This is a genomic window from Betaproteobacteria bacterium (genome assembly GCA_016720925.1).
Lineage (GTDB): Bacteria > Pseudomonadota > Gammaproteobacteria > Burkholderiales > Usitatibacteraceae > UKL13-2.
Genome location: JADKJR010000019.1, coordinates 1 through 26,975, shown reverse-complemented (window position 1 = coordinate 26,975; position 26,975 = coordinate 1). Strand labels below are relative to the sequence as shown.

Below are 26,975 nucleotides of genomic sequence, written 5' to 3'. Positions count from 1 at the left end.
TGCACGATCGCCGGGAGACATACATGAGTACGTTGGATGATGCCAATACAAGGATGCGTGAAAATCTCGAAGCAAGAACCGGCAAGACTTTTGCGGCGTGGATCAATGTCGCGCGCAAGCTCGGCACCGATCGGCATGCCGACATCGTCGCGTATCTTAAGCTCGAGGGACCAATGAGCCATGGTTACGCGAACATGATCGCGCACGAAGCGCGCAAGCCCGATGCCGTATCGGAAGAAGACCCCGTTGATGCGCTGTTTGCGGGACCAAAAGCCGCGTTACGGCCAATCTACGACGCGATTGCAAAAACGGTGACGACATTTGGACGGGACATTGAGTTCGCGCCCAAAAAAACTTGCGTTAGTCTGCGTCGCGCCAAACAATTCGCGCTGGTGCAGCCGTCGACCGCGACGCGTGTGGATATTGGCATCAATCTGAAAGGTGTGGCGCCGACCGGCAAACTGGAAGCCTCGGGGACATGGAATGGCATGGTCAGCCACCGCGTACGCATTGGTGCGATCGGAGAATTTGATCTGGAAGTGAAGTCCTGGCTAAAGCAAGCATACGATCAAGCTGGATAGGGCGGAAAAAACCAATTTCGAAGAGAGTTTGGCCCCAATCACGCAATGGGTTGGAGCCCCTTCTCCAGTCTGAGTATCTGTCGGCTTCTGCGTATGTTGGGGGATTAGCGCTTGAACGTGCCGTTGCGCGAGATGATCGTCAAGTCGACGAAATTCGATCCATTGTGATTCGTCGGCGTGTAATTGACGATGAAGCCACCCAAATCGACTTTGCCCATGCTCGCGAGGCCATCGACGAGGGATTCACGGGTCGGATTTTTCCCGGCGCGTTTCAGCCCCTCAACGAATACCTTGGCGGCAATGAATCCCTCAAGCGATGTGAACGAATATTTTTCCGGTTCACCCATTCGCTTTTGGTAATTGTGAACAATCTGACTTACGTCGGCCCACGGGAACGGCACGACCTGGGAAATCTGCACGCCGCGCCCTTCGTCGCCCAGTGCGTTGGAGAGTGCCTTGGAACCGACGAAGCTCACATTCCAGTATTGTTGAAAACCGCCTGCCGCTTTCATTGCCTTGATGAACGCCGCACAACTCTTGTAGGCACTGATCATGATAACGGCGTCGGTTTTGGACTTGGCCAAAGTACTTACCGCCGCTGCAACATCCGTTGTGTTGCGCTCAACAGTTGCGGTCGCGGCAATTTCGAGTTTGCGCGCTTTCATGGCGCGTTCGACGCCAGCGAGCCCAGCCTTGCCGTAGGCATCATTCTGGTAGAACACGGCGATTCGATTGATGCCCTGCTGTACCAAATGTCCGACGATCTGCTCGGTTTCGTCGAAATAGCTCGCGCGGACATTGAAAATATACCGGTTGAACGGTTCGCGCAAGCTCTGTGCGCCGGTGAATGCACCGATAAACGGAACTTTGGCTTCAGTGAAGATCGGTAGCGCTGCATTTGAAGTGGGAGTGCCGACATATCCGAACAACGCAAGAACCTTGTCCTCAGTGATCAACTTCCTGGTGTTGGCGGCGGCCTTTTCGGGTTCATAGCCGTCATCCAATGAGACGATCTTGATTTTTCGGCCATTGACGCCGCCAGCCTTATTGATAATATCGAAGTACGCTTCGGCTCCGGATTTCATTTCCTTGCCGAGTTCTTCGGCGGGGCCGGATAGCGCGGCAGACTGGCCGATGAGAATTGTGTCGGGCGTGACACCCTCGGCGAAAGCCGTTTGCGAGAGTGGGAAAACGGTAAACAACGCAAGCCATGCAGCGCGCCGGAAATACGCAATCATAATGAGCTCCTCAGGCTATCCAATCTTGGACCAGGCAATACTGGCACTCTCTTTCTTGTTCACCTCAATCTTTGTGAACAGAGCGACTTGCACCGTGATTGTATTCCGCCTGACAAATGCGCGCGCACATCAAGATTGGATTCAGCATTTTTTCGCTGGACATATCGCGTTGTTATCGAAAATTCAGTCGCAAAATTGCTCGCGTCTACTTTCGTCAGGCTAACAAAAATATTGATGGTGTGACAGCTGGATCCGTAATGTGGGTCAGCCGGCAAAGAAGTTTTTTACCTTGTCCATGAAGCTCTTCGCACGTGGATTGTGCTTGTCGCCATCGCTCTTGTTGATTTCTTCAAGCTCGCGCAGGAGCTCCTTTTGACGATCAGTCAGCCGAACCGGGGTCTCGACCACTACATGGCACATCAGGTCGCCTGCGGATGTCTGGCGGACCGGCCGGATGCCTTTTCCGCGCAGCCGGAATACTTGGCCACTCTGCGTTTCCGCGGGAATCTTGATTTTGGCCTCGCCATCCAGGGTCGGAATATGAATTTCGCCACCCAGCGCGGCAATTGTGAAGCTGATTGGCATTTCACAGTGCAGATCGGCACCTTCCCGTTGAAAAACCGAGTGCGGCTTCAATTGGACGACGACATACAGGTCGCCAGGCGGGCCACCGTTGACACCCGCTTCGCCCTCACCTGAAAGGCGGATGCGATCGCCGTTGTCAACGCCGGACGGGATCTTTACCGAGAGAGTCTTATGATTCTTGACACGTCCGGCGCCGCTACAAGTGGTACACGGCTCGGGAATGACCTTGCCCGTGCCATGACAGGTAGGGCAGGTCTGCTGAATCGAGAAAAACCCCTGCTGCATCCGTACCTGACCCTGACCATTGCACGTATGGCAGGTCTTTGGCTGCGTACCTGGTTTTGCGCCTGTTCCGTGGCAGGTATCGCATTCATCCAGGCTGGGAATGCGGATTTTGGTCTCGGTTCCGCGCGCGGCCTGCTCAAGCGTGATATCCATGTTGTATCGCAGGTCCGCGCCGCGATACACCTGCTGGCCACCGCGTCCGCCTCGGCCGCCAAAAATTTCGCCGAAAATGTCACCAAAGGCTTCCGAGAATCCGCCAAATCCTTCCCCGCCCTGGCCGCCGCCCATCTGCGGATTGATGCCGGCATGACCATACGCATCGTACGCGCGGCGCTTTTCCGGATCGGAAAGTATTTCATAGGCATTTTTTGCTTCCTTGAATTTCTCTTCCGCGTCCTTGCTGTCCGGATTGCGATCTGGATGATGTTTCATCGCCAATTTGCGATAGGACTTCTTGATTTCCTCATCGCTCGCGTCGCGGTTGACGCTGAGGATATCGTATAGGTCTTTTTTGTTTGCCATGGGTCTTCCAGCACTTTGAAACGGGAAGGCCGAGTTAAGCGCGATGTATCCTGTGCGCCAACCCGGCCGATTAATCCAACACGATAGTGGTTGGGATTAAGCTTTCTTTTCTTTCACTTCCGTGAATTCGGCGTCGACGACATTGCCCATATCTTTTTCCTTGGGTTGGCCATCGCCACCGCCTGCACCGCCAGCGGCCGGACCCGCCGCGCCACCCGCCGCGGCGCCTGCGTCGGCTTGTGCCTTGGCCTGCATGTCGGCGTACATTTTCTCGCCGAGTTTTTGCGAGACTTTGCTCAGGGCTTCGGTCTTGGCCACAATTTCGTCCTTGTTGTTGCCCTTCAAGGATTCTTCCAGTTCCTTGCTGGCGGCTTCAATCGCGGACTTTTCGGCGGCATCGACCTTGTCGCCATATTCCGCCACCGATTTCTTGGTGGCGTGCACCAGTGCATCGCCCTGATTGCGGGCATTCACCAGTTCCAGCGCCTTCTTGTCCTCGTCGGCGTTGGCTTCGGCATCCTTCACCATGCGCTGAATTTCTTCCTCGTTCAGGCCGGAGTTTGCTTTGATGGTGATCTTGTTTTCCTTGCCGGTGGCTTTGTCCTTGGCGTGCACATGCATGATGCCGTTGGCGTCAATATCGAAAGTCACTTCAATTTGCGGCATGCCGCGCGCCGAAGGCGGAATGCCTTCCAGGTTGAATTGTCCCAGCGATTTGTTGCCCGCCGCCAATTCGCGTTCACCCTGCAACACGTGGATGGTCACAGCAGATTGGTTGTCATCAGCGGTGGAAAATACCTGCGATGCCTTGGTCGGAATCGTGGTGTTTTTCTTGATCAGCTTGGTGGCGACACCGCCCAGCGTTTCAATGCCGAGCGACAACGGCGTGACGTCAAGAAGCAACACGTCCTTCACGTCGCCTTTCAATACGCCGCCCTGGATCGCGGCACCAACGGCGACAGCTTCGTCAGGATTAACGTCCTTGCGAGGCTCGCGGCCAAAAATCTCCTTCACCTTCTCCTGCACCTTCGGCATGCGCGATTGCCCGCCGACCAGAATCACATCAGAGATATCGGCAATTTTCACGCCCGCATCCTTGATGGCGATGCGGCAGGGCTCAATGGTGCGTTCGATCAATTCATCGACCAGTGCTTCAAATTTCGCGCGGGTCAGTTTTACGGCCAGATGTTTCGGGCCGTTTGCGTCGGCCGTAATGTAGGGCAGGTTCACTTCGGTTTGCTGCGCGGACGACAGTTCAATCTTGGCTTTTTCCGCGGCTTCCTTCAGGCGTTGCAGGGCCAGCACGTCCTTTTTCAGATCGATGCCTTGATCCTTCTTGAATTCGTCGCACAGGTAATCCATCAGGCGCTGATCAAAGTCTTCACCACCGAGGAATGTATCGCCATTGGTGGAAAGCACTTCGAACTGATGCTCGCCCTCAACCGATGCGATTTCGATGATGGAAATATCAAACGTACCGCCGCCCAAATCGTATACGGCGATCTTGCGGTCACCTTCCTGTTTGTCCATGCCGAAGGCCAACGCAGCCGCGGTCGGTTCGTTGATGATGCGTTTGACATCCAGACCAGCGATGCGACCCGCGTCCTTGGTGGCTTGCCGCTGGCTATCGTTAAAGTAAGCCGGAACGGTGATGACCGCTTCAGTGACTTCTTCGCCAAGGTAATCTTCCGCAGTCTTCTTCATCTTGCGCAGCACTTCGCTGGAAACTTGCGGTGGCGCCATTTTCTTGCCATTGACTTCAACCCACGCGTCGTTGTTGTCGGCTTTGACGATTTTGTAAGGCATCAGGTTGATGTCTTTCTGCACTTCTTTTTCTTCGAAGCGGCGGCCGATCAATCGTTTCACCGCATACAACGTATTCTTGGGGTTCGTGACCGCCTGGCGCTTGGCCGAGGCACCGACCAGTACTTCGCCGTCGTCCTGATAGGCGACGATTGATGGCGTGGTGCGCGCGCCTTCCGCATTTTCGATGACCTTGGGCACGCCGCCTTCCATGATGGCCACGCAGCTGTTAGTGGTTCCCAAGTCGATACCGATGATTCTTCCCATGATAATTACCTCAATCTAGATTTGTTAAAGTTGTTCTGTAGGTAGGGTTGTTGCTGAGTTTTTCAAGAATTTGCCGGTGATTCAGCCGATTTTTCTTTGGCGACCGCCACGAGCGCCGGGCGTAAAACGCGTTCATGCAGCATGTAACCCTTTTGCATGACGTTGATAACGGTATTTGCCGGCTGATCGGATTCCAGCGCGGCAATGGCCTGATGCCGGGTTGGATCAAACTTCGCGCCGACCGGATTTTCTTCCTTGATGGAGAATTTCTCGAACACATTGGTGAGCTGGCGCGATGTCAATTCGACGCCGGTTTTGAAAGACTCCACAGAGGTATTCTCGACGGCCAGCGCCGCATCCATGCTGTCCTTGACCGCCAGGAGTGCATCGGCGATTTTCTCTACGCCGAATTTTTGTGCCTTGAGCACATCTTCGGCGGACCGGCGGCGGATGTTCTCCATCTCGGCCTTGGCACGCAAGAATTGATCAAAACTCTCCTGAGCCTTGAATTGGCTTTCAGCGAGTGCTTTTTCCAGCGCCGCGATTTGTTGTTCAGGGGAGGCAGATTCGGGCGCAGCCGCTTCTGCCGACGTAACGTCGGCTTCAGACGCCGCGTTTTGGGTCGGATCGGACATCGAAAAACTCCAGAAAAAACAGGGTCCTGCAGGATTTGTGGGCTATCCCACAAATTTCAAGGGGGTAAGCCCGGGGTTTCGTCAAATGTGCCTGCGCACATTTCGCGCCGGGCGCACGGCAGCGGCCTGCAGGCCGCTGGCTGGGGAGGCCACGGGGTTTCGTCAAATGTGCCTGCGCACATTTGGCGCCGGGCACACGGCAGGCGCTTCAGGCCGCTGGCTGGGGCGGCGAGGGCCCTGCGGATTTCCGACCTTACTTGCCGCTTTTCGTGCCGGATATCAGCCAGCTGGTGATGATCGTAATCACGCTGAACATGATCGATCCTATGAGTGCTCCCATAAAGCCGCTGACCGTAAAGCCCTTGACGATCTCGGCCACAAACCAGAAAAGAAAGGCGTTGATGACAAAGATGAAAAGTCCCAGCGTGAGAACGGTTACCGGCAGCGTGAGGAGAACCAGGATCGGCCGAATGAGCGCATTGACCAGGCCGAGCACCAGCGCCGCAATGAGCGCTTCGACGATCCCATTGACCTGAACGCCCGAATAAAGATACGCAACCAGCATGAGAGCGAGCGCGTTGATGAACCAGCGAATGATGAGCGACATGATTTTGAGTGAAACCTCTAAACAAAACGTGATAATAACGCCAATACACTAACCCGCTAAGTCGAAAGAATATCCATGAGCGTCCATTCCACGCAAAAACGCATTTCCATCCCCGACCTTCGAGCCATGAAGGGGCCGGGCAAGATCGTCATGTTGACCGCCTACACCAAGCCGATGGCGCAGTTGCTTGACCCGCATTGCGACGTCCTGCTGGTGGGGGATTCACTGGGCATGGTCGTTTACGGCATGGAGAACACGCTCAATGTATCGCTGGACACGATGATTGCCCATACGCAAGCGGTCATGCGTGGTTCGAAACATGCGGCGGTGCTGCTTGACATGCCATTTGGCAGCTATCAGGAATCAAAGGAACAGGCGTATCGCAATTGTGCGCGGGCGATGGCGGAATCCGGTGCGCAGGGCCTGAAGCTGGAAGGCGGCGCTGAATTGGTCGAGACAGTCGAGTTTCTGGTCGCGCGCGGGCTGCCGATCATGCCGCACATCGGCCTGATGCCGCAACGTGTAAACGAGATGGGCGGCTTCAAGGCGCAGGGGCGTGAGGATGATGCAGCGAAAAAGTGGACGACGATCGCGCGCCAGTTCGAAAGCGTGGGAGCATTTGCGTTATTGATCGAAGGTACCATCGAGCCGGTGGCGCGCGCGGTGGCGGAATCGTTGAAGGTGCCGTTGATCGGGATCGGGGCGTCGCCCGCGTGTGATGGGCAGGTGCTAGTGACGGAAGATATTCTGGGGCTATTTCCGGATTTCACGCCGAAATTTGCAAAGCGGTATGTGGAGATGGGGAAGATGGTTTCAGCAGCGGCGGCAGAGTATGCGGAAGAGGTTAGGGGAGGCAAGTTTCCGGCGTTAGAGCACTGTTTTGGGGTGAAGAAATAGCGTGTACTTCAAGTCTGCGCGGGTACCCCCGGCATAGTCCTGTTGAAAGTGAAAGCGGTGAAACCTGGATTCCCTTCTTTATGGCAATGACGGCATAAACTCAAGCACTGGCGCGGTCCGTGGCAGAAAAATCCCCCGAGAAGCCCACCAATGCTGGAGTTTTCGAAACTTGTAGAGCGAAAGCCACTACTTCCGCTGCGCCGGCAAATCCGTACAAACGCCTTCAAACACTTCCGCCGCCATGCCGATCGATTCCCCAAGCGTCGGATGCGGATGAATGGTCTTGCCGATATCGGCCGGATCACAGCCCATCTCAATGGCCAATGCAATTTCGCCGATCAGATCCCCGGCATGCGTGCCGACGATGCCGCCGCCTATTACGCGATGCGTTTCCAAATCGACGATAAGTTTGGTGAAGCCCTCGTCGCGGCCATTGGCAATCGCTCGTCCTGAAGCTGCCCACGGAAACGTACTCTTGCCGTACTTGATGCCCTTGGCCTTACAGGTATCCTCGGTCTCGCCGACCCAGGCTACTTCGGGATCGGTGTAGGCTACGCTCGGAATAACCCGTGCGTCGAAGTGCGACTTCTGCCCGGCAGCGGCTTCGGCCGCGACATGACCTTCGTGCACGGCCTTGTGTGCCAGCATCGGCTGGCCGACGAGATCGCCGATGGCAAAAATATGCGGCACGTTGGTGCGCATCTGCGAATCGACGTTGATGAAGCCTCGATCGGTCACGGCCACACCGGCCTTGTCGGCGCTGATTTTCTTGCCGTTCGGTGCGCGGCCAACGCTCATAAGCGCCATGTCGTAGCGCTGCGGGTCCTTCGGTGCACTTTCACCTTCAAACGTGACGTAGATGCCGTCCGGCTTCGCTTCCACACCGACGGTCTTCGTCTTGAGCATGATGTTGTCGAAGCGCTTCTCGTTCATCTTCTGCCAGACCTTGACCAGATCGCGATCCGCGCCCTGCATCAAGCCATCGAGCATTTCGACCACGTCGAGTCGCGCACCGAGCGTCGAGTACACGGTGCCCATTTCGAGGCCGATGATGCCGCCGCCGATCACCAGCATCTTCTTCGGAATCTCTTTCAGCGCCAGCGCGCCGGTGGAATCGACGATGCGCGGATCGTTGGGAATGAACGGCAATCGCACGACCTGTGAGCCTGCTGCGATGATCGCCTTTTCGAAGCGGATGACTTTCTTCTCGCCGGTTTTTTCTTGTCGCGTGCCGGTGGTAAGTTCGACCACCATGTGATTCGGATCGAGGAACTGGCCGACACCGCGAACCACTTCCACCTTGCGCGCCTTGGCCATGCCGCCGAGGCCGCCGGTCAGCTTGCCGACGACTTTTTCCTTCCAGCCGCGCAGCTTGTCGAGATCGATTTCCGGCTTGCCAAAAGTGATGCCGTGCGCCGCGAGGGCGCTGGTTTCATCGGCAATCGCCGCAACGTGCAACAGCGCCTTCGATGGAATGCACCCGACGTTCAGGCACACACCGCCCAATTGTGCGTAGCGTTCAACGATGACGGTCTTCATGCCCAGATCGGCCGCGCGGAACGCGGCCGAGTAGCCGCCGGGACCGGCGCCAAGGACGACCATCTCACAGGTGATATCGACGACACCAGTATATGAACCGGCAGCCGGCGCAGGTCCGGAGGTCTGCGCTGGCACAGCCTTTGCGGGCGCTTGCGTGTGGGTGGCCGGGCTTGCAGGTTTCGCAGGTGATGAGGCCACATCGACCGCATCGAGCACCAGCACCACCGCGCCCATCGACACCTTGTCGCCGAGCTTGACCTTGATCTCTTTCACCACGCCGGCGTGCGTCGAAGGAACCTCCATCGTCGCCTTGTCGCTTTCCAGCGAGATCAGCGAATCTTCTTTCTTGATGGTATCGCCGGGCTTGACGAGGATTTCGATGACCGGAATATCGGTGAAATCACCGATGTCGGGGACTTTGACTTCTATCAGGTTAGCCATATCCGGACCTTACAACACGAGCTTGCGGATGTCGGACATCAACGCCGCGAGATAGGTTGAGAAACGTGCGCCGGCCGCGCCATCGACGACGCGATGGTCATACGAGAGCGACATCGGCAGGATGAGGCGGGGGACAAATTCCTTGCCGTTCCACACCGGCTTCATCGAGGATTTGGAGACACCGAGAATAGCGACTTCCGGTGCGTTGATGATGGGGGTGAAGAAGATGCCGCCAATGCCGCCAAGCGACGAAATCGTGAAACAGCCGCCGGACATTTCCGCGGGCGAGAGCTTGCCTTCGCGTGCCTTGGCGGAAAGCTCACCCATCTCGCGGGCAATCTCGCTCACGGACTTATGATCGGCATTCTTGATCACCGGTACCACGAGGCCGTTCGGCGTGTCCGCCGCAAATCCGATGTTGTAGTATTTTTTCAGGATGAGGTTTTCGCCGCCGGCTTCCAGCGAGGCATTGAATTCCGGAAATTTTTTCAACGCCGCGACGTTGGCCTTGATCAGAAACGCGAGCATCGTGAGCTTGATGCCGGACTTGGCGTTTTCCTCGTTGGTCTTGACGCGGAAGGCTTCGACGTCGGTAATGTCGGCTTCGTCCTGCTGCGTGACGTGAGGGATCATCACCCAGTTGCGTGCAAGGTTGTTGCCGGAAAGCTTCTTGATGCGCGAGAGGGCGCGTTTCTCGATGTCGCCAAACTTGGTGAAATCCACGTACGGCATTTCCGGGAACGCGAATGCACCGCCGGCACCGGTAGCGCCTTTAGGCTTTGCCAACTCGGTTTTGACAAAACCCTGCACGTCTTCCTTGGTGATGCGGCCCTTCAGCGCCGTACCTTTCACCTTGGTCAGATCGACACCCAGTTCGCGGGCGAATGCACGGATGGATGGGCTCGCGTGCACGTTGGCCGGAAGGGGATCCGTGGAATTCTGCGAGGCTACCGGGCTGGGAGCCAATGCTGGCGGGGCTTTCGGCGGCATCGCCTCGGGAAGGCGCGCCGGTGCTGGGGTTTGGGCCGGTGCCTGAATAGGCGCCGCGTTCCCTGCGGTACTGGTTGCGGCAGTTTCTTCCAGGACGAGCACCACCGCACCCATCGATACCTTGTCGCCCAACTTCACCTTGAGTTCCTTTACGACGCCGGCGTGGGTCGATGGAACTTCCATCGTCGCTTTGTCGCTTTCCAGCGAGATCAGCGAATCTTCTTTCTTGATGGTATCGCCTGGCTTGACCAGGATTTCGATCACCGGGATATCGGTGAAATCGCCGATGTCGGGCACTTTTACTTCAACGAGATTTGCCACGCAAATTCTCCTCTTGATTCTTTTTGTAGAGTTTGATTGTGAGTCTTCAGAAGACTAGACCGTCCAGGGAGCGGGCTTCGACGCGTCAATCCCATACTTCTTGATCGCATCGCTCACCAGCTTCGCCTGAATCTGCCCGTCATCCGCCAATGCCTTCAGCGCCGCGACCACGACGTAATAGCGATTGACCTCGAAAAACTTGCGCAACTGATTGCGCGTATCCGAACGTCCGAAGCCGTCGGTCCCGAGCACCGTGAATTTGCGATCGTTGATGTATGGGCGAATTTGGTCTGCAAAACTGCGCATGTAGTCGGTTGCGGCGACCGCCGGGCCCTTGCGGCCCTTGAGCATTTGCGTGACATGCGGTAGCCGCGGTTTGTCTTCCGGATGGAGCAAATTGAAGCGCTCCGCCGCCATGCCATCGCGACGCAGTTCGTTGAAGGAGGTGCAACTCCAGAGGTCCGATGCCACGCCCCAGTCGAGTTCCAGCAATTCCGCAGCGGCGATGACTTCACGGAATATGGTGCCGGAACCCATCAACTGCACGCGTGGCTTCTTCGCATCCGCGCCTTCGCGGAACAAATACATGCCCTTGAGAATATTCGCTTCGGCACCTTTCGGCATCGCCGGGTGGGAATAATTTTCGTTCATGACGGTGATGTAGTAATAGATGTGCTCCATCTTTTCGTACATCCGCTTCAGCCCGTCATGGATGATGACGGCCAGTTCATAACTGAAAGTGGGGTCGTATGAGACGCAATTCGGAATCGTCGCCGCCATCAGGTGCGAGTGACCGTCCTCGTGCTGCAGGCCCTCACCATTCAGCGTCGTGCGGCCGGCCGTCCCGCCGAGCAGGAAGCCGCGCGCCTGCATGTCGCCGGCCGCCCATGCCAGATCGCCGATGCGCTGGAAGCCGAACATTGAATAGAAAATGTAGAACGGAATCATGTGCTGGCCGTGGTTGGCGTAGCTGGTGCCCGCCGCCATCCATGAACAGAACGCCCCCGCTTCGTTGATACCTTCCTGCAGGATCTGTCCGGCCTTGTCTTCCTTGTAGAACATCAACTCACCGGAATCGACCGGTTCGTACAACTGGCCGAGTGAGGAATAAATGCCGAGCTGACGGAACAGGCCTTCCATGCCAAAGGTGCGTGATTCGTCGGCAACGATGGGCACCAGGCGCGGCCCCAGTTCCTTGTCGCGGGTCAGCGCCGTGAAAGCGCGTACAAAAGCCATGGTCGTGGAGATTTCGCGTTCCTCGGTGCTCTTCAGCAATGGCTCGAAGATTGACAATTCAGGCACTTTCAGCGCCGGAATATTGTGATGGCGAATCGGCAGCGAGCCACCGAGTTTTATGCGCGCCGCTTTGAGGTATTTGATCTCCGGGCTGTCATCGGCCGGTTTGTAAAATGGAATGTCAGCGATCACCTCGTCGGCAACGGGAATATGAAAGCGATCGCGGAATTGCTTCAGTGAGCCGACATCCATTTTTTTCTGCTGGTGGGTCGCATTCTGGCCTTCGCCGGACTTGCCCATGCCGAAGCCTTTGACGGTTTTGGCAAGAATGACCGTCGGTTGGCCCTTGTGATTGACGGCGGATGAATAGGCCGCGTAAATCTTGTATGGATCGTGGCCACCGCGATTAAGCCGCCAGATGTCATCGTCCGACATCGACGACACCATCTTTTCCAGCGCCGGATATTTGCCGAAGAAATGCTTGCGTACGTAAGCGCCATCACGCGCCTTGTAATTCTGGTATTCGCCGTCGACGGCTTCCATCATGCGCCGTTGCAGCAACCCATCGTGGTCCTTGGCCAGCAGCGGATCCCAGTAACGGCCCCAGATCACCTTCAGCACGTTCCAGCCGGAGCCGCGGAAATCCGCTTCCAGTTCCTGAATGATTTTGCCATTGCCGCGCACTGGGCCGTCAAGCCGCTGCAGGTTGCAGTTGACGACGAAGATCAGGTTGTCGAGACCTTCGCGCGTCGCCAGCGCAATGGCACCCAATGATTCGGGTTCGTCCATTTCGCCATCACCCATGAATGCCCAGACTTTTCGGCCTTCGGTATTCAGGATGCCGCGGTTGTGCAGGTATTTCATGAAGCGCGCCTGGTAAATCGCCTGCAGCGGACCCAAGCCCATCGACACGGTCGGGAACTGCCAGAAATCCGGCATCAGCCACGGATGGGGATAGCTGGTGATGCCCTTGCCTTCGACATCGCGACGGAAATTTTCCAGCTGTTCTTCCGTGATGCGGCCCTCAAGATAGGCGCGGGCATACACGCCGGGAGAAGAATGCCCCTGGATAAATACCAGGTCGCCGCCGTGCGTGGCTGATGGCGCATTCCAGAAATGATCGAAGCCGATGTCATACAAGTTCGCGGCTGACTGGAAACTGGCAATGTGGCCACCCAGGTCGGAGCTTTCCTTGTTTGCCCGCAACACCATCGCAATCGCGTTCCAGCGAACCAGCGAGCGTATGCGGTGTTCGATTTCCTGGTCGCCCGGCAACAGGTCTTCGGCGTGCGGGGGAATCGAATTGATGTATGCCGTGTTGGCGGAATAAGGCAGGTGCGCGCCAGAATGGCGAGCCTTGTCCACCAGTTGCTCGATCAGGAAGTGCGCCCGCTCGGGGCCCTGAGTATCGAGCACGCCTTCCAGCGCATCCAGCCATTCCCGCGTTTCCTGCGGGTCCATGTCATTTTCAAGGAATGCGGGACGGTCCATGAAAAGCTCCTCTATTGATTTATTTGTAATTAATATCCACAGCCGGTATTAGACATGATTCGATAAGCAAGTGCCACGCCCTTCATTGAAAAGGCGACTGAATCGGCGGGTGGCAAACAACGCTACGCGGGCAGGACGCGTGTATCGCGAACACTTATCATCAGCTTGACCTTGCAGCCGACCGGAAAAAGCTGTGCGCCTGTTCTGTGTGGCTGATCGGCAATCCATTCCGCGTGTTGCGTTGCAACACGATAGCGCACGAATTCGCCGAGAAACTCCGTTTCCGTCACGCTCGCATCGAAGCTGACTTGATCCGTTTCCGGCTTCGTGTTGATATCGGCGAGGGTAAGCGAATGGGGTCTGATCGCGAGATGCGCCTTGCCGCGGGTGATAACTGCCGCATCGCCGGGCATGGGTACCGTGCCGAGTTGGCGCGAGACAAACCGGCACGTCGATGAATTCTCAACGGCTTGGATGTCGCCTTCAAATAAATTGATCGTGCCCACAAAATTAGCGACGAAGCGATTGACGGGCTGATCGTAGAGTTGCACCGGCGTGCCGATTTGTTGAATCACGCCCTGGTCCATCACGGCAATTCGATCACAGGTGGTTAGCGCTTCCTCTTGGTCGTGCGTCACGAAGATGGTGGTGATGCCAAGCCGGCGCTGAAGGGACTTCAGCTCCTGTCGCATTTGTACCCGCAACTTGGCGTCGAGATTCGAAAGCGGTTCATCGAGCAACAATACCCTTGGCTCAATGGCCAGTGTGCGTGCCAGCGCCACGCGTTGCTGCTGTCCGCCCGACAATTGTCCCGGGCGGCGTTTGGCATAGCCAGTCAACCCGACAAGTTCCAGCATTGCCCGAACTTTTGAATTGATCAGTTCGCGCGGCAACCTGCGCTCTTCGAGACCAAAGGCAATATTTCGCTCGACCGTCATGTGTGGCCAAAGCGCATAGTTCTGGAACACCATGCCAATATTTCGCTCCCATGGTGGAACCTGGATGAGATCATTGCCATCAATCAGAAGTTGCCCTGCTTGCGCGACATTGAAGCCCGCGATCAATCTCAGCAAAGTGGATTTGCCTGAGCCGCTCGGGCCCAGCAGCGCAAAAAACTCACCGGGCTCGATGGCAAGATTGATGCCTTTCAAAACTTGCGTATTTCCGTAGGAAAGGGCGATGTTGCGGCATTCGACACGCACTGCGTTCATGATTGGATTCCCGATTGGACACGGTTTGCCGTTTTCATAATTGGTCTGCATTGGCTGGTATGTTGGAGGTGGGTGCGCTGCCGGAAACAATCCGGTGTGAAACGTAGGTTCCGAGGGCAACGATGATCACGGCGAGCACTCCGAGCGCCGCGCCTGGGCCGCGGCCGGCAATCGACTGCATATAAAGATAGATGCCGTAGGACATGGGCGCGTCTGTCTGGCTGGTTGTTAACATGATCGTCGCCGATAATTCAACTGCGGCGGTAATGAAACTGGTGACGAACCCGGCAAGTATTCCACCCGCCATAAGCGGCACGACAATTCTTTGAACCGTGCGTCCCTTGGTGGCGCCCAGGTTTTCTGCCGCTTCTTCCAGTGAAATCGACACCTGCTGGAGTGCGGCCATGCAGGATCTGAGTGCGTAGGGGAGCCGCCGGATCGCATAGGCGACCGCAATGATGATCCACATCGATGTCAGTGGGGAATCGGTATACGGGAGTTGCACACCTTTGAAGACGCGCAGGTAGCCAATTGCGAGCACGATTCCGGGAATGGCAAGCGCTGCGGTCGCCATGAAATCCAGAATCTGCCGCCCGCGAATCCTGGTGCGCAAAATGAGGTAGGCGATTGCGGTACCAAGCACTACATCCAGTGTAGCGGCGATGCCGCAGTAAAGAAGCGTGTTGCCGATCATGCGAGGGCTGTCGACAAACACAGTCTTGTAGTGATCCAGCGTGTAGGCGTCCGGCAAAGTGGAGAAACTCCAGACCTTGGCGAACGACAGAAGCAGAATGCCGATGTGGGGCGAAAGCACCAGTAACAACACGACAATGATCCAGCCGTAGGCGAGAATCGAACGGCCCAAAGGTAGCCGGCGACGCGAAAGTGATGCGCTGCCTTTCTGGGAGGATGCGTAATCCTTACCCTTCATGACGCGTGCGGACAGCCATAGCGCCAGCAACGAAAACGCGACCATGATAACGCTGATGACATAGCCGATAGGATCTTCGAGGCCCACCGATGTAATGCGCAAGTAGGCCTGTGGCGCGAGCATGTTGGTGACATTCAATACAAGTGGCGTACCGAGGTCGTCAAATACCTTGATGAACACGAGTGAAGCACCGGCGATGTAGCCCGGAAGGGCAAGCGGAAAGACGATTCGACGAAATAATCGAAAGCCATGCGCACCTAGGTTCTGTGCGCTTTCCTCCATGGTGCTGTCGATATTGTTCAGGGCAACCGAGAGATTGAGCAAAATGAAAGGAAAGTAATGCAGGCCTTCCACGAAAATGACACCCCATAGCCCGTCCATGAAGGGGATTGAGAAACCAAACCAGTCGTTGAGTAGAAGGTTGATCGAGCCCGACCTGCCAAAGATCAATTGCATGGCCACCGCGCCGACAAACGGGGGCATGATCAAGGGCAGCACGCCAAGCGTTTGAATGAGCAATGCGCCGCGAAAATCAAAACGAATCGTGAAATAGGCCAGCGGAAGGGCAATCAGCGAAGCCAGGAGCACACTGGCCGACGCGACGAAGAGGCTATTCCAGAATGATTCCTGCATTAGCGAGATGCCAAAAAAGGAGCTGAAATACCCAAACGTCAAGCCGCCTTGACCGTCGGAGAAGGCGGTATAGCAGACCGCACCGACTGGTACGATCAAAAAAGTAAGCAAAAACAAAGCGATAGCCAGTGCAACCACGGTTTGGGCCAGATCGCGTGCGTATCGAGTCGGAATCACCCATCCCCCTGTTATTTGTGGCAACGGCTCGATTTTCTTCTTGAATAATCAGAGACATTGCGCTATTTTCGGAAGTGTTTCTTAAATAGTTTTTTTAAGTTATTATAAATCCAAGTAAATAGGTCATTTGCGCGGTTTGGGATGCAGCGGGCAAAGCGCGAGGGTTTGTGCTTTGGTTGCGACCGCAATCTTGCAGAAAAAATAGGTTCGGCCCAAGCTAGCGAAACATCAAAAAGACAGATTGGGTGGCGGGAGGGTATGTGGCATTGACAGCGGGTGCATTGCAAATAGTGAGTATTACCGATCCAGGCAGGGTCCGCAGTCACAATGAAGACTGTGTGGAATCCCGGCCCGATTTGGGCATCGTGGTACTTGCCGACGGGATGGGAGGCTATAACGCTGGCGAAGTCGCGAGCGGTATGGCGACTTCGCTCATCGCGGCGGGCCTGACGCAGACCTGGACCAAAGAGGATTTGAAAAGGCTCGATCGCGACGAAGCGAAAGCGCTTTCCGAAAGTGTTCTGCAGACGCAGGTGAGTCTGGCAAATACGGCGATCTTCGAAGCTGCCCAAAAGGATCCGCACTGTGCAGGCATGGGCACGACACTGGTCGCATGCGTGTTCTATGATAATTTCATGACCGTGGGGCACATTGGTGATTCCCGGCTTTACCGGATGCGTGATGATGCGCTTGAGCAGGTGACCCGGGACCACTCATTGCTTCAGGAACAGATTGATTCGGGATTGATCACCAAGGAAGATGCACGGTCATCACACAACAAGAATCTTGTGACGCGAGCTGTCGGCATTGACCCCGACGTGGAAACAGAAATACACAGTTATGACGTTCTGGAAGGTGACATTTATCTGCTCTGCTCCGACGGTCTGAACGACATGATTGAAGACGATGAAATCCAGATGACGCTGATCGCGCTCAGATCGAATCTGGACCTGACTGCGCAGCAATTGGTGCAGGCGGCAAATGATGCGGGTGGACGTGATAACGTTTCAGTGATGCTGGTGCGTGTGATGAAGGATTTTGGCGTGGAACGCGGTTTCTGGGCTCGAGTGAAATCCTGGTTTGGATGACAAAAAAGCATCGTGCCGGCGGGGTTCCCGTTCGTCACGTATGCAATCGAAAGTAATTTTTTAGGATTACAGCTATGTCAAAAGTGATCTTGAGTGTAGATGGAACGGTGCTTAAGGAGATCACTCTCAACCGTGAGCGGACAACCCTTGGACGCAAGCCGCATAACGACATTCAGGTGGATAACCTCGCAGTTTCTGGCGAGCACGCGGCCATCATCACCATCCTCAATGATTCTTTCATTGAGGATCTGAATTCGACCAATGGCACGCTGGTCAATGGAAAACCGATCAAGAAGCACTTTCTACAAAATAACGATGTCATCGAAATTGGCAAGCACAAGCTCAAGTATTTTAATGATGCGCCAGCTGCCGCGTCGACTGCCGATTTTGAAAAGACAATGATCATCCGCAAGCCCGCCCCGGCAGCTCCGGTGGCATCGGCTCCATCGTCAGATACCCAGACAAATTTGCGGCCGCTGCCAATGCCAGGTTCCATGCAACCGGCAGCTTCACCGCCGCCGCTGCCACAGGCGGCAGCGGCACATACACCGCCATCTCCGGCTCCCGTCCGGCCTGCCCCACCTGCGCACGACCCTAACGGCCCAGCGCGGGACTCGGCGATTCAGGTGTTGTCGGGGGCGGCGGCAGGACGCACCCTCGATCTCGTCAAGAATCTCACCACCATTGGCAAACCTGGTGTGCAGGTTGCCGTGATTACGCGCCGCCCGACGGGATTCTTCATCACGCACGTTGAAGGAGCGTCGTTTCCGACAATCAATGGAGTGGCGCTTGGCGGCCATGCACAACAGCTGAGCGATCATGACCTCATTGAGATTGCCGGCGTCAAGATGGAGTTTTTCTACAAGCCTTGAAACAGTTCAAACCAGCATGTCGGTCACTGGGTACGCGATGGGCAGAAACGATGATTCGTGTCACAAGAGCCTGTAGACGCCAGAAGGGTCGGCTGCCTGGGGCGCGCATCGCGGGCGGACCAACCAAGGGGTGTGAGTTGCAGCACATTTCTTCCGCCTTTGGCGGCGCATAATCGCCATAATATTTGCGGTGAACCCTGGTTGATATCCATGTGGGATAAAGGTTCAAAAAGCCGCGAGCAATGAGTGGCTCAAAAGCGAGCGTGCGAGGCCAATATGCGAATCAAGGTTCTAGGTTGTAGTGGCGGAATCGGCGGCGACCTCCGCACGACCTCGATGCTCGTTGATGAAGACATCCTGATCGACGCCGGCACCGGTGTGAGCGATCTCTCCATCGAGCAACTGGTAAAAATCGACCATATTTTCGTCACGCATTCCCATCTTGATCACGTCACGAGCATCCCGTTTCTGGTCGATACGGTTTGCTGGATGAGAAACCGCCCGGTTACCGTCTACAGCAGCGCCGCGACGATTCAGATTCTCAAGGAGCATTTGTTCAACTGGAAGATCTGGCCGGATTTCTCCGAGATCCCCAATGGCGACCAGATGTGCATGGTGTACCGTGAGATTTCTGTTGGTGAAACACTCGATTTCGATGGCCGCAAGATCACGGCAATTCCCGCCGTTCACACCGTTCCTGCGGTCGGCTATTTGCTTGACAGCGGCAATGCAACCCTGATTTTCAGTGGCGACACCACGACAAACGATGCGTTGTGGGAAATCGCCAATCGCGTAAAAAACCTGAAGTATCTGATCATCGAAACGGCGTTTCCCAACAAGGAGCGCGAAATCGCGATCGCTTCGAAACACCTTTGCCCCAGCATGCTTGCTGAAGAGTTGTCGAAGTTGAACCGCCCGGTGGAGGTCCTGGTTACCCATTTGAAGCCCGGCGAAATTCATCTCACCATGAGCGAAATCGGCAGAAATGCCGGCAAATGGAGGCCGCGCATGCTTGAGAACGGTATGGAAATGACGATATAGGGTACTTCTATTAATTCAAAATCCTAAGTAAGACAAGGCGCGATTGAAATTTTGGCGTGCGGCATATGTTTGATATGCAAGCGACAGAATTTCTTGAGTAACGCAGTATCGCGACGGAGTTTGGATTAATGTAGGTGCCCTTGGGCAACTTGCAGTTCAGTGTGGCGTCAAAGGCGTTGTAGTGGATGGTCAAACAATTGAGAGAGTCGGGGTGGTCGGTTATGAGTGCGGTGTTGGAACCAAAAGCCGGTGGTGCTCCCAGTGGTGGTGCGAATGTCGCCGACATGTCGTCCAAGCTGGCGTTTTCAAAAAAAATTCAGGCGGTAACGAATCGCATCCACTCAACGTCAAACGTCGACGAAATCATGTTGGACGTGGCGCGCGACATTTGTCAGCTGTTCGATGCTGACCGGTTGACGATTTACACGATGTCCGATGATGGCCAGTCGATCGTCTCGAAAGTCAAATCAGGTCTGAATTCATTCAAGGATATTAAGCTGCCCCTGTCGGAAAGCTCGATCGCTGGGTGCGCCGCGCTCAACAAACGCTTCATGAATATCAAGGACGTTTATGACGATGCCGAACTGAAGAGCTTTTCACCGAATCTGGCGTTTCTGAAAGCCGTTGACCAACGCACCGGCTACCGCACCAAGCAAATGATGGTGGCCCCGATTACAGGCGGCGAAAGCGGCAATGAACTGCTCGGCGTCGTTCAGGTTATCAATCATCTTCCAGGAACACCATTTCCCTCGCTGTCGGAAGAAGGGCTGGTTGAGTTGTCAAAGACGCTGGCAATCGCCTTCCGTGTCCGGCAACAAATTCCGGGTCAGATAAAGTCCAAGTTTGAATATTTGATTGTCGACAACGTCATTTCCGAAGGCGAACTTGAACTGGCGACACGCACGGCACGGCGCAAGAACAAGAATGTCGAAGATATTCTCATTGATGAATTTCAGGTCAAGCCACCGGCGCTGGGCGCCGCGCTTGCGAAATATTTTGGCGTTCCCTACGAGCCGTTCAAGCCGGACCGTATCCGTCCAATTGACCTGCTGAAAAACCTGAAGCGGGACTATGCCGAGTCCGCAAACTGGCTGCCGATCGAAGAAAGCAAAGAAGGCCTGATCATCCTCACCACGGACCCCGAGCATCTGAAGAGCTCTCGTGTCGTCGAGAATATTTTTCCGAAACAGAAGCCAGTCTATCGCGTTTGTGCCGCGCGGGATTTCACCTTGACGCTCAATCACTTCTTCGGCAGCGACGGCGTCGGGTCGGAAGATATTGGTGATCTTCTGTCCAATCTGGACGATGAAAGCGAAACCATCGACACCGGCAATGACGAGCTTTCCGCGGCCGCGGATAATGAACTCGTCAAACTGGTGAACAAGATCATCATTGACGCCTACAATCAGGGCGCTTCTGATATCCACATCGAACCCATGCCCGGCAAAGGCAAGACCGGCGTGCGTTTCCGCAAGGATGGCACGCTGTTCCCTTACATTGAAGTGCCGTCCAGTTACCGAAGCGCGTTGGCGGCGCGCCTGAAGATCATGTGCGATCTCGATATTTCCGAGAAACGCAAGCCGCAGGATGGCAAGATCAAGTTCAAGAAGTATGGGCCACTCGATATCGAGCTGCGCGTCGCAACGATTCCCACGACGGGCGGCGTTGAGGATATCGTCATGCGTATCCTCGCTGCAGGTGAACCGATACCGCTCGATAAACTGGGGCTGACCACCAACAACAAGAAGAACCTGATCGCCGCAGTGTCAAAACCCTATGGACTATTCTTTGTTTGTGGCCCAACCGGTTCCGGCAAGACCACGACGCTTCACTCGGTATTGGGCTCACTTAATAACCCGGAGACGAAGATATGGACGGCCGAGGACCCAGTGGAAATTACGCAGAAAGGTCTCAGGCAGGTTCAGGTCAACAAGAAAGTAATTGATTTTCCGGTTGTGATGAAGGCATTCCTGCGTGCCGACCCGGACATAATCATGGTAGGCGAAATGCGCGATGCGGAAACGACCCACATTGGCATTGAAGCCTCACTCACGGGCCATATGGTATTTGCGACCTTGCATACCAATTCCGCGCCGGAAGCGGTTATTCGCCTGCTGGACATGGGCATGGATCCTTTTAACTTTGCCGATGCACTTACCGGCATCCTGGCCCAGCGCCTTGCCAAGCGCCTTTGCGGAAAATGCAAGGAAGCGTATTCCCCCGACGCCGAAGAGCTAAAGCTTTTCATGCATGAATTCACCAATGACTTGCGCCAGACCGAGCCGTGGCGAAAGGACCCGCAGGGCGAAGCCAAGAAACTGTACGACTATTGGCTGAAAGAATATGGCAAGGATGGAAAGTTGACATTGCAGCGGGCCAAGGGATGCGATGCCTGCGGGGGCACCGGATACAAGGGGCGCGTAGGTTTACATGAACTGATGATCGCAAGTGACCCGGTGAAAAAAATGGTCCAGGAGAAGGCCCGCGTCGCCGAACTTTTCGTCAAGTGCGTCGAGGAAGGCATGTGCACGCTGAAGATGGACGGTATGGAGAAAGTGATGATGGGCTTGACCGACCTGAAGCAGGTTAGGGCAGTCTGCATCAAGTAATGAGCTCGCACGCTGACGCAAAGGCCATCAGTCGTACCTTTCGGGCGCTACCGGACGCATCCGTCAACGAGGGGCTGTTCACCTCACTTGAATACCTGAACCGCATCGGCGTTGCTTTGTCCTCCGAAAAGGACATCAACCGCCTGCTTGAGACCATCCTCCACGCTGCCAAAACCATCACCAATGCGGATGGCGGCACGCTTTATCGCGTGATAGACGGCCATCTCAAATTTGAAATCGTTCTCAACGATAGTCTGCATATTGCAATGGGCGGTACAACCGGCAACGATGTGCCGTTCTACCCCATTCCCCTCCATCAGCCAGACGGCGTGGAAAACACGTCGATGGTCGCCGCCTATGCGGTGCTGCGGGATGAGACGGTCAATATTGCGGACGCCTACACGGCAGAGGGCTTTGATTTTTCCGGCACGCGTAATTTCGACAAGAAAACCGGCTATCGATCGACCTCTTTCCTGACCATTCCGATGAAGAACCACGACGGTGAAATCATCGGCGTGCTGCAACTTTTGAATGCGCAGAATAATGACGGCCAGGTAATGTCCTTCACGGCGGAGGATCAGCGGCTGGCCGAGTCACTGGCATCGCAAGCCGCGATCGCCCTTACCAATCGCATGCTGATTACGCAGCTGGAAATGCTGTTCGAGTCGCTGATCGAATTGATCAACACGGCTATCGACGAGAAATCACCGTATACGGGCGGGCACTGCAAGCGCGTGCCGACATTGACCATGATGCTGGCTGAAGCCGCCGCAGCGGTACAGGAAGGACCACTCGCCGGTTTTCGCATGACGGACAAGGACCGCTACGAGCTGAAAATCGCAGGCTTGTTACACGATTGCGGAAAGATCACGACACCGGTTCACGTCGTTGACAAGGCGACCAAGCTGGAAACAATTTTTGACCGCGTGCACATGGTTTCGCAGCGCTTTGACATTTTGCAGCGCGATGCCGAAATCACCATGCTCAAAGCCAAACTTTCGGCCGCGGAATCAGGCGATCAGGAAGCTGCGCGACAGGCCGAGGAAACGTTTTACGCGCGTTCACAGCAACTTGATGAAGATCGTGCCTTTCTCGAACGCGCCAACGTTGGCAGCGAGCGCATGAGCCCTGAAGACCAGGCACGCGTAAACAGGATCGCCTGCTATCCATTGGAGGGATCATCCGGCGAAACGGTCACTTTCCTGACCGACGATGAACGGGACAACCTCAATATTCCCTATGGCACGCTGAACACTACCGAACGCAAAATCATCAATCACCATATCGACGCGACGATTACCATGCTTGAAGCATTGCCGTGGCCGAAGCATCTAAAGAACGTTCCAGAGTACGCGGGCGGCCATCACGAGCGCATGGACGGCAAGGGCTATCCAAAAGGGCTCTCGCGTGCGCAGATGAGTATCCAGGCTCGGACCATGGGCATCGCTGATATCTTTGAGGCGCTGACCGCCAAAGATCGTCCCTACAAGCCCGGCAAGACGCTTTCTGAATCCTTGCAAATACTTGGCAAGCTCAAGCAGAACGGTCACATCGATCCGGATCTGTTCGATGTGTTTGTGCGCCAGCGGGTCTATCTTAAGTACGCGGAACAGTTTCTGGACCCGGTGCAGGTGGATAACGTTGATCAGGCAGCCATTCCCGGGTTTGACGCAGCCAGAAAGTGACGCGATTCGTCAGTCCGTCATGTACAACGTCACTTGTAACAACGAATTCTTGTGTACATGGCGGCATTTTTGTGCCATATCGCACAAACAATTTTGCGGCGGATAGGTGAATCAAGTTGTTTCGGCATGCGATCCAGGTATTTGTGTCTTCACGTGCGCTCGATGAGATTTCAAGTTATTGATTACAAATGGATTTAATTTGATGTTTGTATTCTTGGCGGATCTGTGTGAAATCGTCACGGCAATTGCTTTTCGCCCCCGCAATTCTGGCACGGCGGTTGCATTAAGTTCCCGGCGAACACACCGCACTGTGTTTACAACCAACCCAACTAGTTACGGAGAACCACATGAAAAAAGTTCAACAAGGCTTTACCCTGATCGAACTGATGATCGTCGTTGCGATTATCGGCATCTTGGCTGCTATCGCCATTCCGCAATACCAGGATTACATCACTCGTGCCAAGTGGCAGGACAATATCGCCCAAGTGGCCGCATTCAAGACGGCGATTGCCGAGTGCGTCCAGAACCAGGCGGGTGTGTTAGCGAATTGCGATACAGACGCCAAGGTGACGACAGTAACCGGTGCCGTGTTCCCGGTCCCTGTTAAAGAACTCGCGACCGTAACTTACGCCGGTAACGTCATGACTCTGACGGGTACCGCGGCCGTGAAATCTTGCGTTGTGACGATTACCCCCAAAGTTAGCGCGACTTCCGTGGTTTGGGATTTTGCCACCACCACCTGCGCCAAGGCACAGACAGGGTACTAGTCGGACACTGCAATCTGAGTAGAGAAGTCTGAAACGGGCCGCTTCGAAATGAAGCGGCCCTTTTTCATTGGGTCGCCACTGCATCATCGCCCAAGAAATTTCTGCGCCTGCTGCGCATGATGTGTCCTGTTTTTTTTCACTGTCGCATGGAAACATTATTTCCAATCAATCTGTGCTGTCGCAGATAATATTCACTGAATTGCCGGTCCGAATCTATCGTAGTCCGTTCTTCTGCCGATTTGAAAACTCAAGGATCCCAATGACGCCAGCAGCAGCCAAAGTGACCGTTCCCCGCAGCGTTTTTTTCATTCTGTTTACCATCTCCGGATTCGCGGGACTCATTTACGAGTCGATCTGGAGTCATTACCTGAAACTGTTTCTGGGGCACGCGGCCTATTCCCAGACGCTGGTATTGGCGATCTTCATGGGTGGCATGGCGATAGGCGCCAGGATTTGCGCGGGATACACCGACCGATGGAAGAATCTCTTATTAGGCTATGCCATCGCGGAATTGGCCATCGGATTCCTGGCGCTCATCTTTCACGGTGTTTTTGTCAACACCATTGCATTCGCCTACGAAGTCATCTTTCCTGCCCTCGGCTCGCCCGAAAGTATCAATGCCGTTAAATGGGCGATTGGCGGCGCGCTGATCTTGCCGCAGTCCATCCTGCTCGGGATGACGTTCCCGTTGATGACGGCGGCCATCATGCGCATCTACCCGCAAACGCCGGGATCCGCGCTGTCCATGTTGTATTTCACCAATAGCTTTGGTGCGGCGGTGGGCGTTTTGGCCAGCGGCTTTTATTTGATCGAGAAGGTTGGCATGCCGGGCACGTTGCTCACGGCGGGATTGATGAATATTGCATTGGCCTTGGTGGTGTTTGCCATCACCAAATTTTCAATCCATGCACCGAACGAAGAGTCGTCAATACCGGCTGCTGCGGCGGCTTCTGAGCGCGCCAGGGCGCATCCGCCCCAGCTCTTGTATCTGTTGCTTGGCGCCTCCCTGCTCACCGGCGCGGCATCATTTTGCTATGAGATCGGCTGGATTCGCATGTTGAGCCTGGTGCTGGGAAGCTCCACCCATGCATTCGAAATCATGCTGAGCGCATTCATTCTGGGTATTGCACTCGGCGGGCTGTGGATCAAACGCAGGATCGACAGTTATGCAAATGTCATCGGCGTTCTGGCACTGGTTCTCATCGCAAAAGGCGTTCTTGCCTTGGCGACCTTGCCGGTGTACGGCATGACATTTGATGCGATGCAAATGACGATGACGTCGCTGGCCAAGACGGAATTTTCCTATGGTGTCTTCAACCTCATCAGCCACCTCATATCGTTGTCGGTGATGTTTCCGGCGGCATTTTGCGCGGGGATGTCCTTGCCGCTGATTACCTTCGCGTTGCTCGACAAGGGCTATGGCGAGTCCAGCATCGGCAAAGTTTATGCGTGGAACACGCTTGGCGCGATTGTGGGCGTCCTGTTTGCGGTGCATATTGCGATGCCGTCATTCGGGCTGAAGAATCTGATTGTGATTGCGGCGGTGGTGGATATCGGCATTGCGATCGTGCTGGGCGCGCGGCTTCCGCAAATCCGGTTGCACAAGGTCTTTCCGTGGGCGGCCGGTCTGGGCGTTCTGTCCGTGCTGTCAGCAGTGCTGCTGGTGGAGTTTGATTCATCCAAGATGGCCTCGGGCGTATATCGGCAAGGGCGCCTTCAGGATCCGCAGAAAGTCAAAAATCTCTATCACCGTGACGGAAAGACGGCATCGATTGACGTCGTTAAAGATCCCAACATTCAGGCCATCATTACCAACGGCAAGACCGACGCGGCGATGTCGATGGATGGCGACGCATCAATCGCGGACGAGTCGACAATGGTGCTCGCCGGCGCCTTGCCGCTTGCGCATAAACCCCATGCGAAAAAAATCGCCAATATCGGTTTTGGATCGGGCCTGACGACCCATACCTTGCTGGGGAGCACCTCGATCACATCGGTTGACACGATCGAAATAGAACCGGCGATGGTGGAAGGCGCGCGATTGTTCGGGGACATGGTCGAGCGCGCCTATACCGATCCGCGCAGCAAGATTCACATCGAGGATGCGAAGAGCTTCTTCGCGGGAAGAAAGGACAAGTACGACATCATCGTCTCCGAGCCGTCGAATCCATGGGTAAGCGGTGTGTCCGGCTTGTTTTCCAATGAGTTCTATACCCAGATCAAGCGGCATTTGCAGGACGATGGCGTGCTGGTGCAATGGATTCAGCTGTACGAAATCGATATCGAACTGGTCTCGTCAATACTGAAAGCGCTGGGGGCAAATTTTGAGGACTACGTTGCCTACGAAGTAGGGCTTGGCGACATGGTGATCATGGCCGTTCCCAAGGGCAAATTGTTGCCGCTGACGGAGACGCCGTTTCAGTCGCCGCTACTGAAGGCGCAACTGGCCCGTTTGGGGATTCATGAAGTTCGGGACCTGGAAATGCGCCGTATCGGCGGCAAGAAGTTTCTTCAGCATCTGGT

19 protein-coding genes are annotated in these 26,975 nt (G+C 55.2%); 9 read left to right on the top strand and 10 right to left on the bottom strand.

Annotated features, from left to right (window positions below):
- Nucleotides 1–23 precede the first annotated feature (23 nt).
- Nucleotides 24–581, top strand: coding sequence for a DUF4287 domain-containing protein (locus IPP88_19070; protein ID MBL0124718.1), 558 nt, complete (start codon nucleotides 24–26; stop codon nucleotides 579–581).
- Nucleotides 582–685: 104 nt separating this feature from the next.
- Here IPP88_19070 and IPP88_19065 read toward each other — a convergent pair whose 3' ends face one another.
- From IPP88_19065 to IPP88_19045, 5 genes are all read right to left on the bottom strand, one after another.
- Complete coding sequence (locus IPP88_19065; protein ID MBL0124717.1) at nucleotides 686–1,819, bottom strand: ABC transporter substrate-binding protein; 1,134 nt, start codon at nucleotides 1,817–1,819, stop codon at nucleotides 686–688.
- 264 nt (nucleotides 1,820–2,083) lie between these two features.
- Nucleotides 2,084–3,211, bottom strand: coding sequence for a molecular chaperone DnaJ (gene dnaJ, locus IPP88_19060; GenBank protein ID MBL0124716.1), 1,128 nt, complete (start codon nucleotides 3,209–3,211; stop codon nucleotides 2,084–2,086).
- Nucleotides 3,212–3,307: 96 nt separating this feature from the next.
- On the bottom strand, nucleotides 3,308–5,281 hold the full coding sequence (gene dnaK, locus IPP88_19055; protein ID MBL0124715.1) for a molecular chaperone DnaK: 1,974 nt from the start codon (nucleotides 5,279–5,281) through the stop codon (nucleotides 3,308–3,310).
- 62 nt (nucleotides 5,282–5,343) lie between these two features.
- Nucleotides 5,344–5,916 (bottom strand): nucleotide exchange factor GrpE, encoded by a 573-nt coding sequence (gene grpE / locus IPP88_19050; protein ID MBL0124714.1) that lies wholly within the window; start codon nucleotides 5,914–5,916, stop codon nucleotides 5,344–5,346.
- A gap of 253 nt (nucleotides 5,917–6,169) precedes the next feature.
- Complete coding sequence (locus tag IPP88_19045; GenBank protein MBL0124713.1) at nucleotides 6,170–6,523, bottom strand: phage holin family protein; 354 nt, start codon at nucleotides 6,521–6,523, stop codon at nucleotides 6,170–6,172.
- Nucleotides 6,524–6,598: 75 nt separating this feature from the next.
- Between IPP88_19045 and panB the strand changes: the two genes are divergently transcribed.
- A complete protein-coding gene (gene panB / locus IPP88_19040) occupies nucleotides 6,599–7,420 on the top strand; it encodes a 3-methyl-2-oxobutanoate hydroxymethyltransferase (GenBank protein MBL0124712.1) in 822 nt (273 codons plus the stop codon).
- A 186-nt stretch (nucleotides 7,421–7,606) separates the two neighbouring features.
- Here the strand turns inward: panB and lpdA are convergent, their stop codons facing one another.
- The 5 genes from lpdA to IPP88_19015 all read right to left on the bottom strand — a co-directional run bounded on the left by lpdA (nucleotide 7,607) and on the right by IPP88_19015 (nucleotide 16,390).
- Nucleotides 7,607–9,400 carry a dihydrolipoyl dehydrogenase gene (gene lpdA, locus IPP88_19035; protein MBL0124711.1) on the bottom strand — a complete coding sequence of 598 codons (1,794 nt, stop codon included), beginning with the start codon at nucleotides 9,398–9,400 and terminating at the stop codon, nucleotides 7,607–7,609.
- A gap of 9 nt (nucleotides 9,401–9,409) precedes the next feature.
- Nucleotides 9,410–10,729 (bottom strand): dihydrolipoyllysine-residue acetyltransferase, encoded by a 1,320-nt coding sequence (gene aceF / locus IPP88_19030; protein ID MBL0124710.1) that lies wholly within the window; start codon nucleotides 10,727–10,729, stop codon nucleotides 9,410–9,412.
- 36 nt (nucleotides 10,730–10,765) lie between these two features.
- On the bottom strand, nucleotides 10,766–13,438 hold the full coding sequence (aceE, locus tag IPP88_19025) for a pyruvate dehydrogenase (acetyl-transferring), homodimeric type (GenBank protein MBL0124709.1): 2,673 nt from the start codon (nucleotides 13,436–13,438) through the stop codon (nucleotides 10,766–10,768).
- A 122-nt stretch (nucleotides 13,439–13,560) separates the two neighbouring features.
- On the bottom strand, nucleotides 13,561–14,649 hold the full coding sequence (locus IPP88_19020) for an ABC transporter ATP-binding protein (protein MBL0124708.1): 1,089 nt from the start codon (nucleotides 14,647–14,649) through the stop codon (nucleotides 13,561–13,563).
- Nucleotides 14,650–14,683: 34 nt separating this feature from the next.
- A complete protein-coding gene (locus IPP88_19015) occupies nucleotides 14,684–16,390 on the bottom strand; it encodes an iron ABC transporter permease (protein ID MBL0124707.1) in 1,707 nt (568 codons plus the stop codon).
- 287 nt (nucleotides 16,391–16,677) lie between these two features.
- Here IPP88_19015 and IPP88_19010 point away from each other — a divergent pair, with 287 nt between their 5' ends.
- The 7 genes from IPP88_19010 to IPP88_18980 form a co-directional block, all read left to right on the top strand.
- Nucleotides 16,678–17,478, top strand: a complete 801-nt coding sequence (locus IPP88_19010) for a Stp1/IreP family PP2C-type Ser/Thr phosphatase (GenBank protein ID MBL0124706.1) — start codon at nucleotides 16,678–16,680, stop codon at nucleotides 17,476–17,478.
- Between the two features lie 74 nt (nucleotides 17,479–17,552).
- On the top strand, nucleotides 17,553–18,350 hold the full coding sequence (locus IPP88_19005) for an FHA domain-containing protein (GenBank protein MBL0124705.1): 798 nt from the start codon (nucleotides 17,553–17,555) through the stop codon (nucleotides 18,348–18,350).
- Between the two features lie 276 nt (nucleotides 18,351–18,626).
- On the top strand, nucleotides 18,627–19,391 hold the full coding sequence (locus IPP88_19000) for a 3',5'-cyclic-nucleotide phosphodiesterase (protein MBL0124704.1): 765 nt from the start codon (nucleotides 18,627–18,629) through the stop codon (nucleotides 19,389–19,391).
- Between the two features lie 221 nt (nucleotides 19,392–19,612).
- On the top strand, nucleotides 19,613–22,000 hold the full coding sequence (gene tadA / locus IPP88_18995) for a Flp pilus assembly complex ATPase component TadA (protein MBL0124703.1): 2,388 nt from the start codon (nucleotides 19,613–19,615) through the stop codon (nucleotides 21,998–22,000).
- Nucleotides 22,000–23,685 carry a GAF domain-containing protein gene (locus IPP88_18990; GenBank protein MBL0124702.1) on the top strand — a complete coding sequence of 562 codons (1,686 nt, stop codon included), beginning with the start codon at nucleotides 22,000–22,002 and terminating at the stop codon, nucleotides 23,683–23,685. Before tadA ends, IPP88_18990 begins: the two co-directional genes overlap by 1 nt.
- A gap of 347 nt (nucleotides 23,686–24,032) precedes the next feature.
- The gene (locus tag IPP88_18985; GenBank protein ID MBL0124701.1) at nucleotides 24,033–24,452 is read left to right on the top strand and encodes a prepilin-type N-terminal cleavage/methylation domain-containing protein; all 420 of its coding nucleotides are present in this window, start codon (nucleotides 24,033–24,035) and stop codon (nucleotides 24,450–24,452) included.
- Nucleotides 24,453–24,711: 259 nt separating this feature from the next.
- Nucleotides 24,712–26,975 (top strand): spermidine synthase (locus IPP88_18980; protein MBL0124700.1); only part of this gene is annotated, 2,264 nt, incomplete at its 3' end.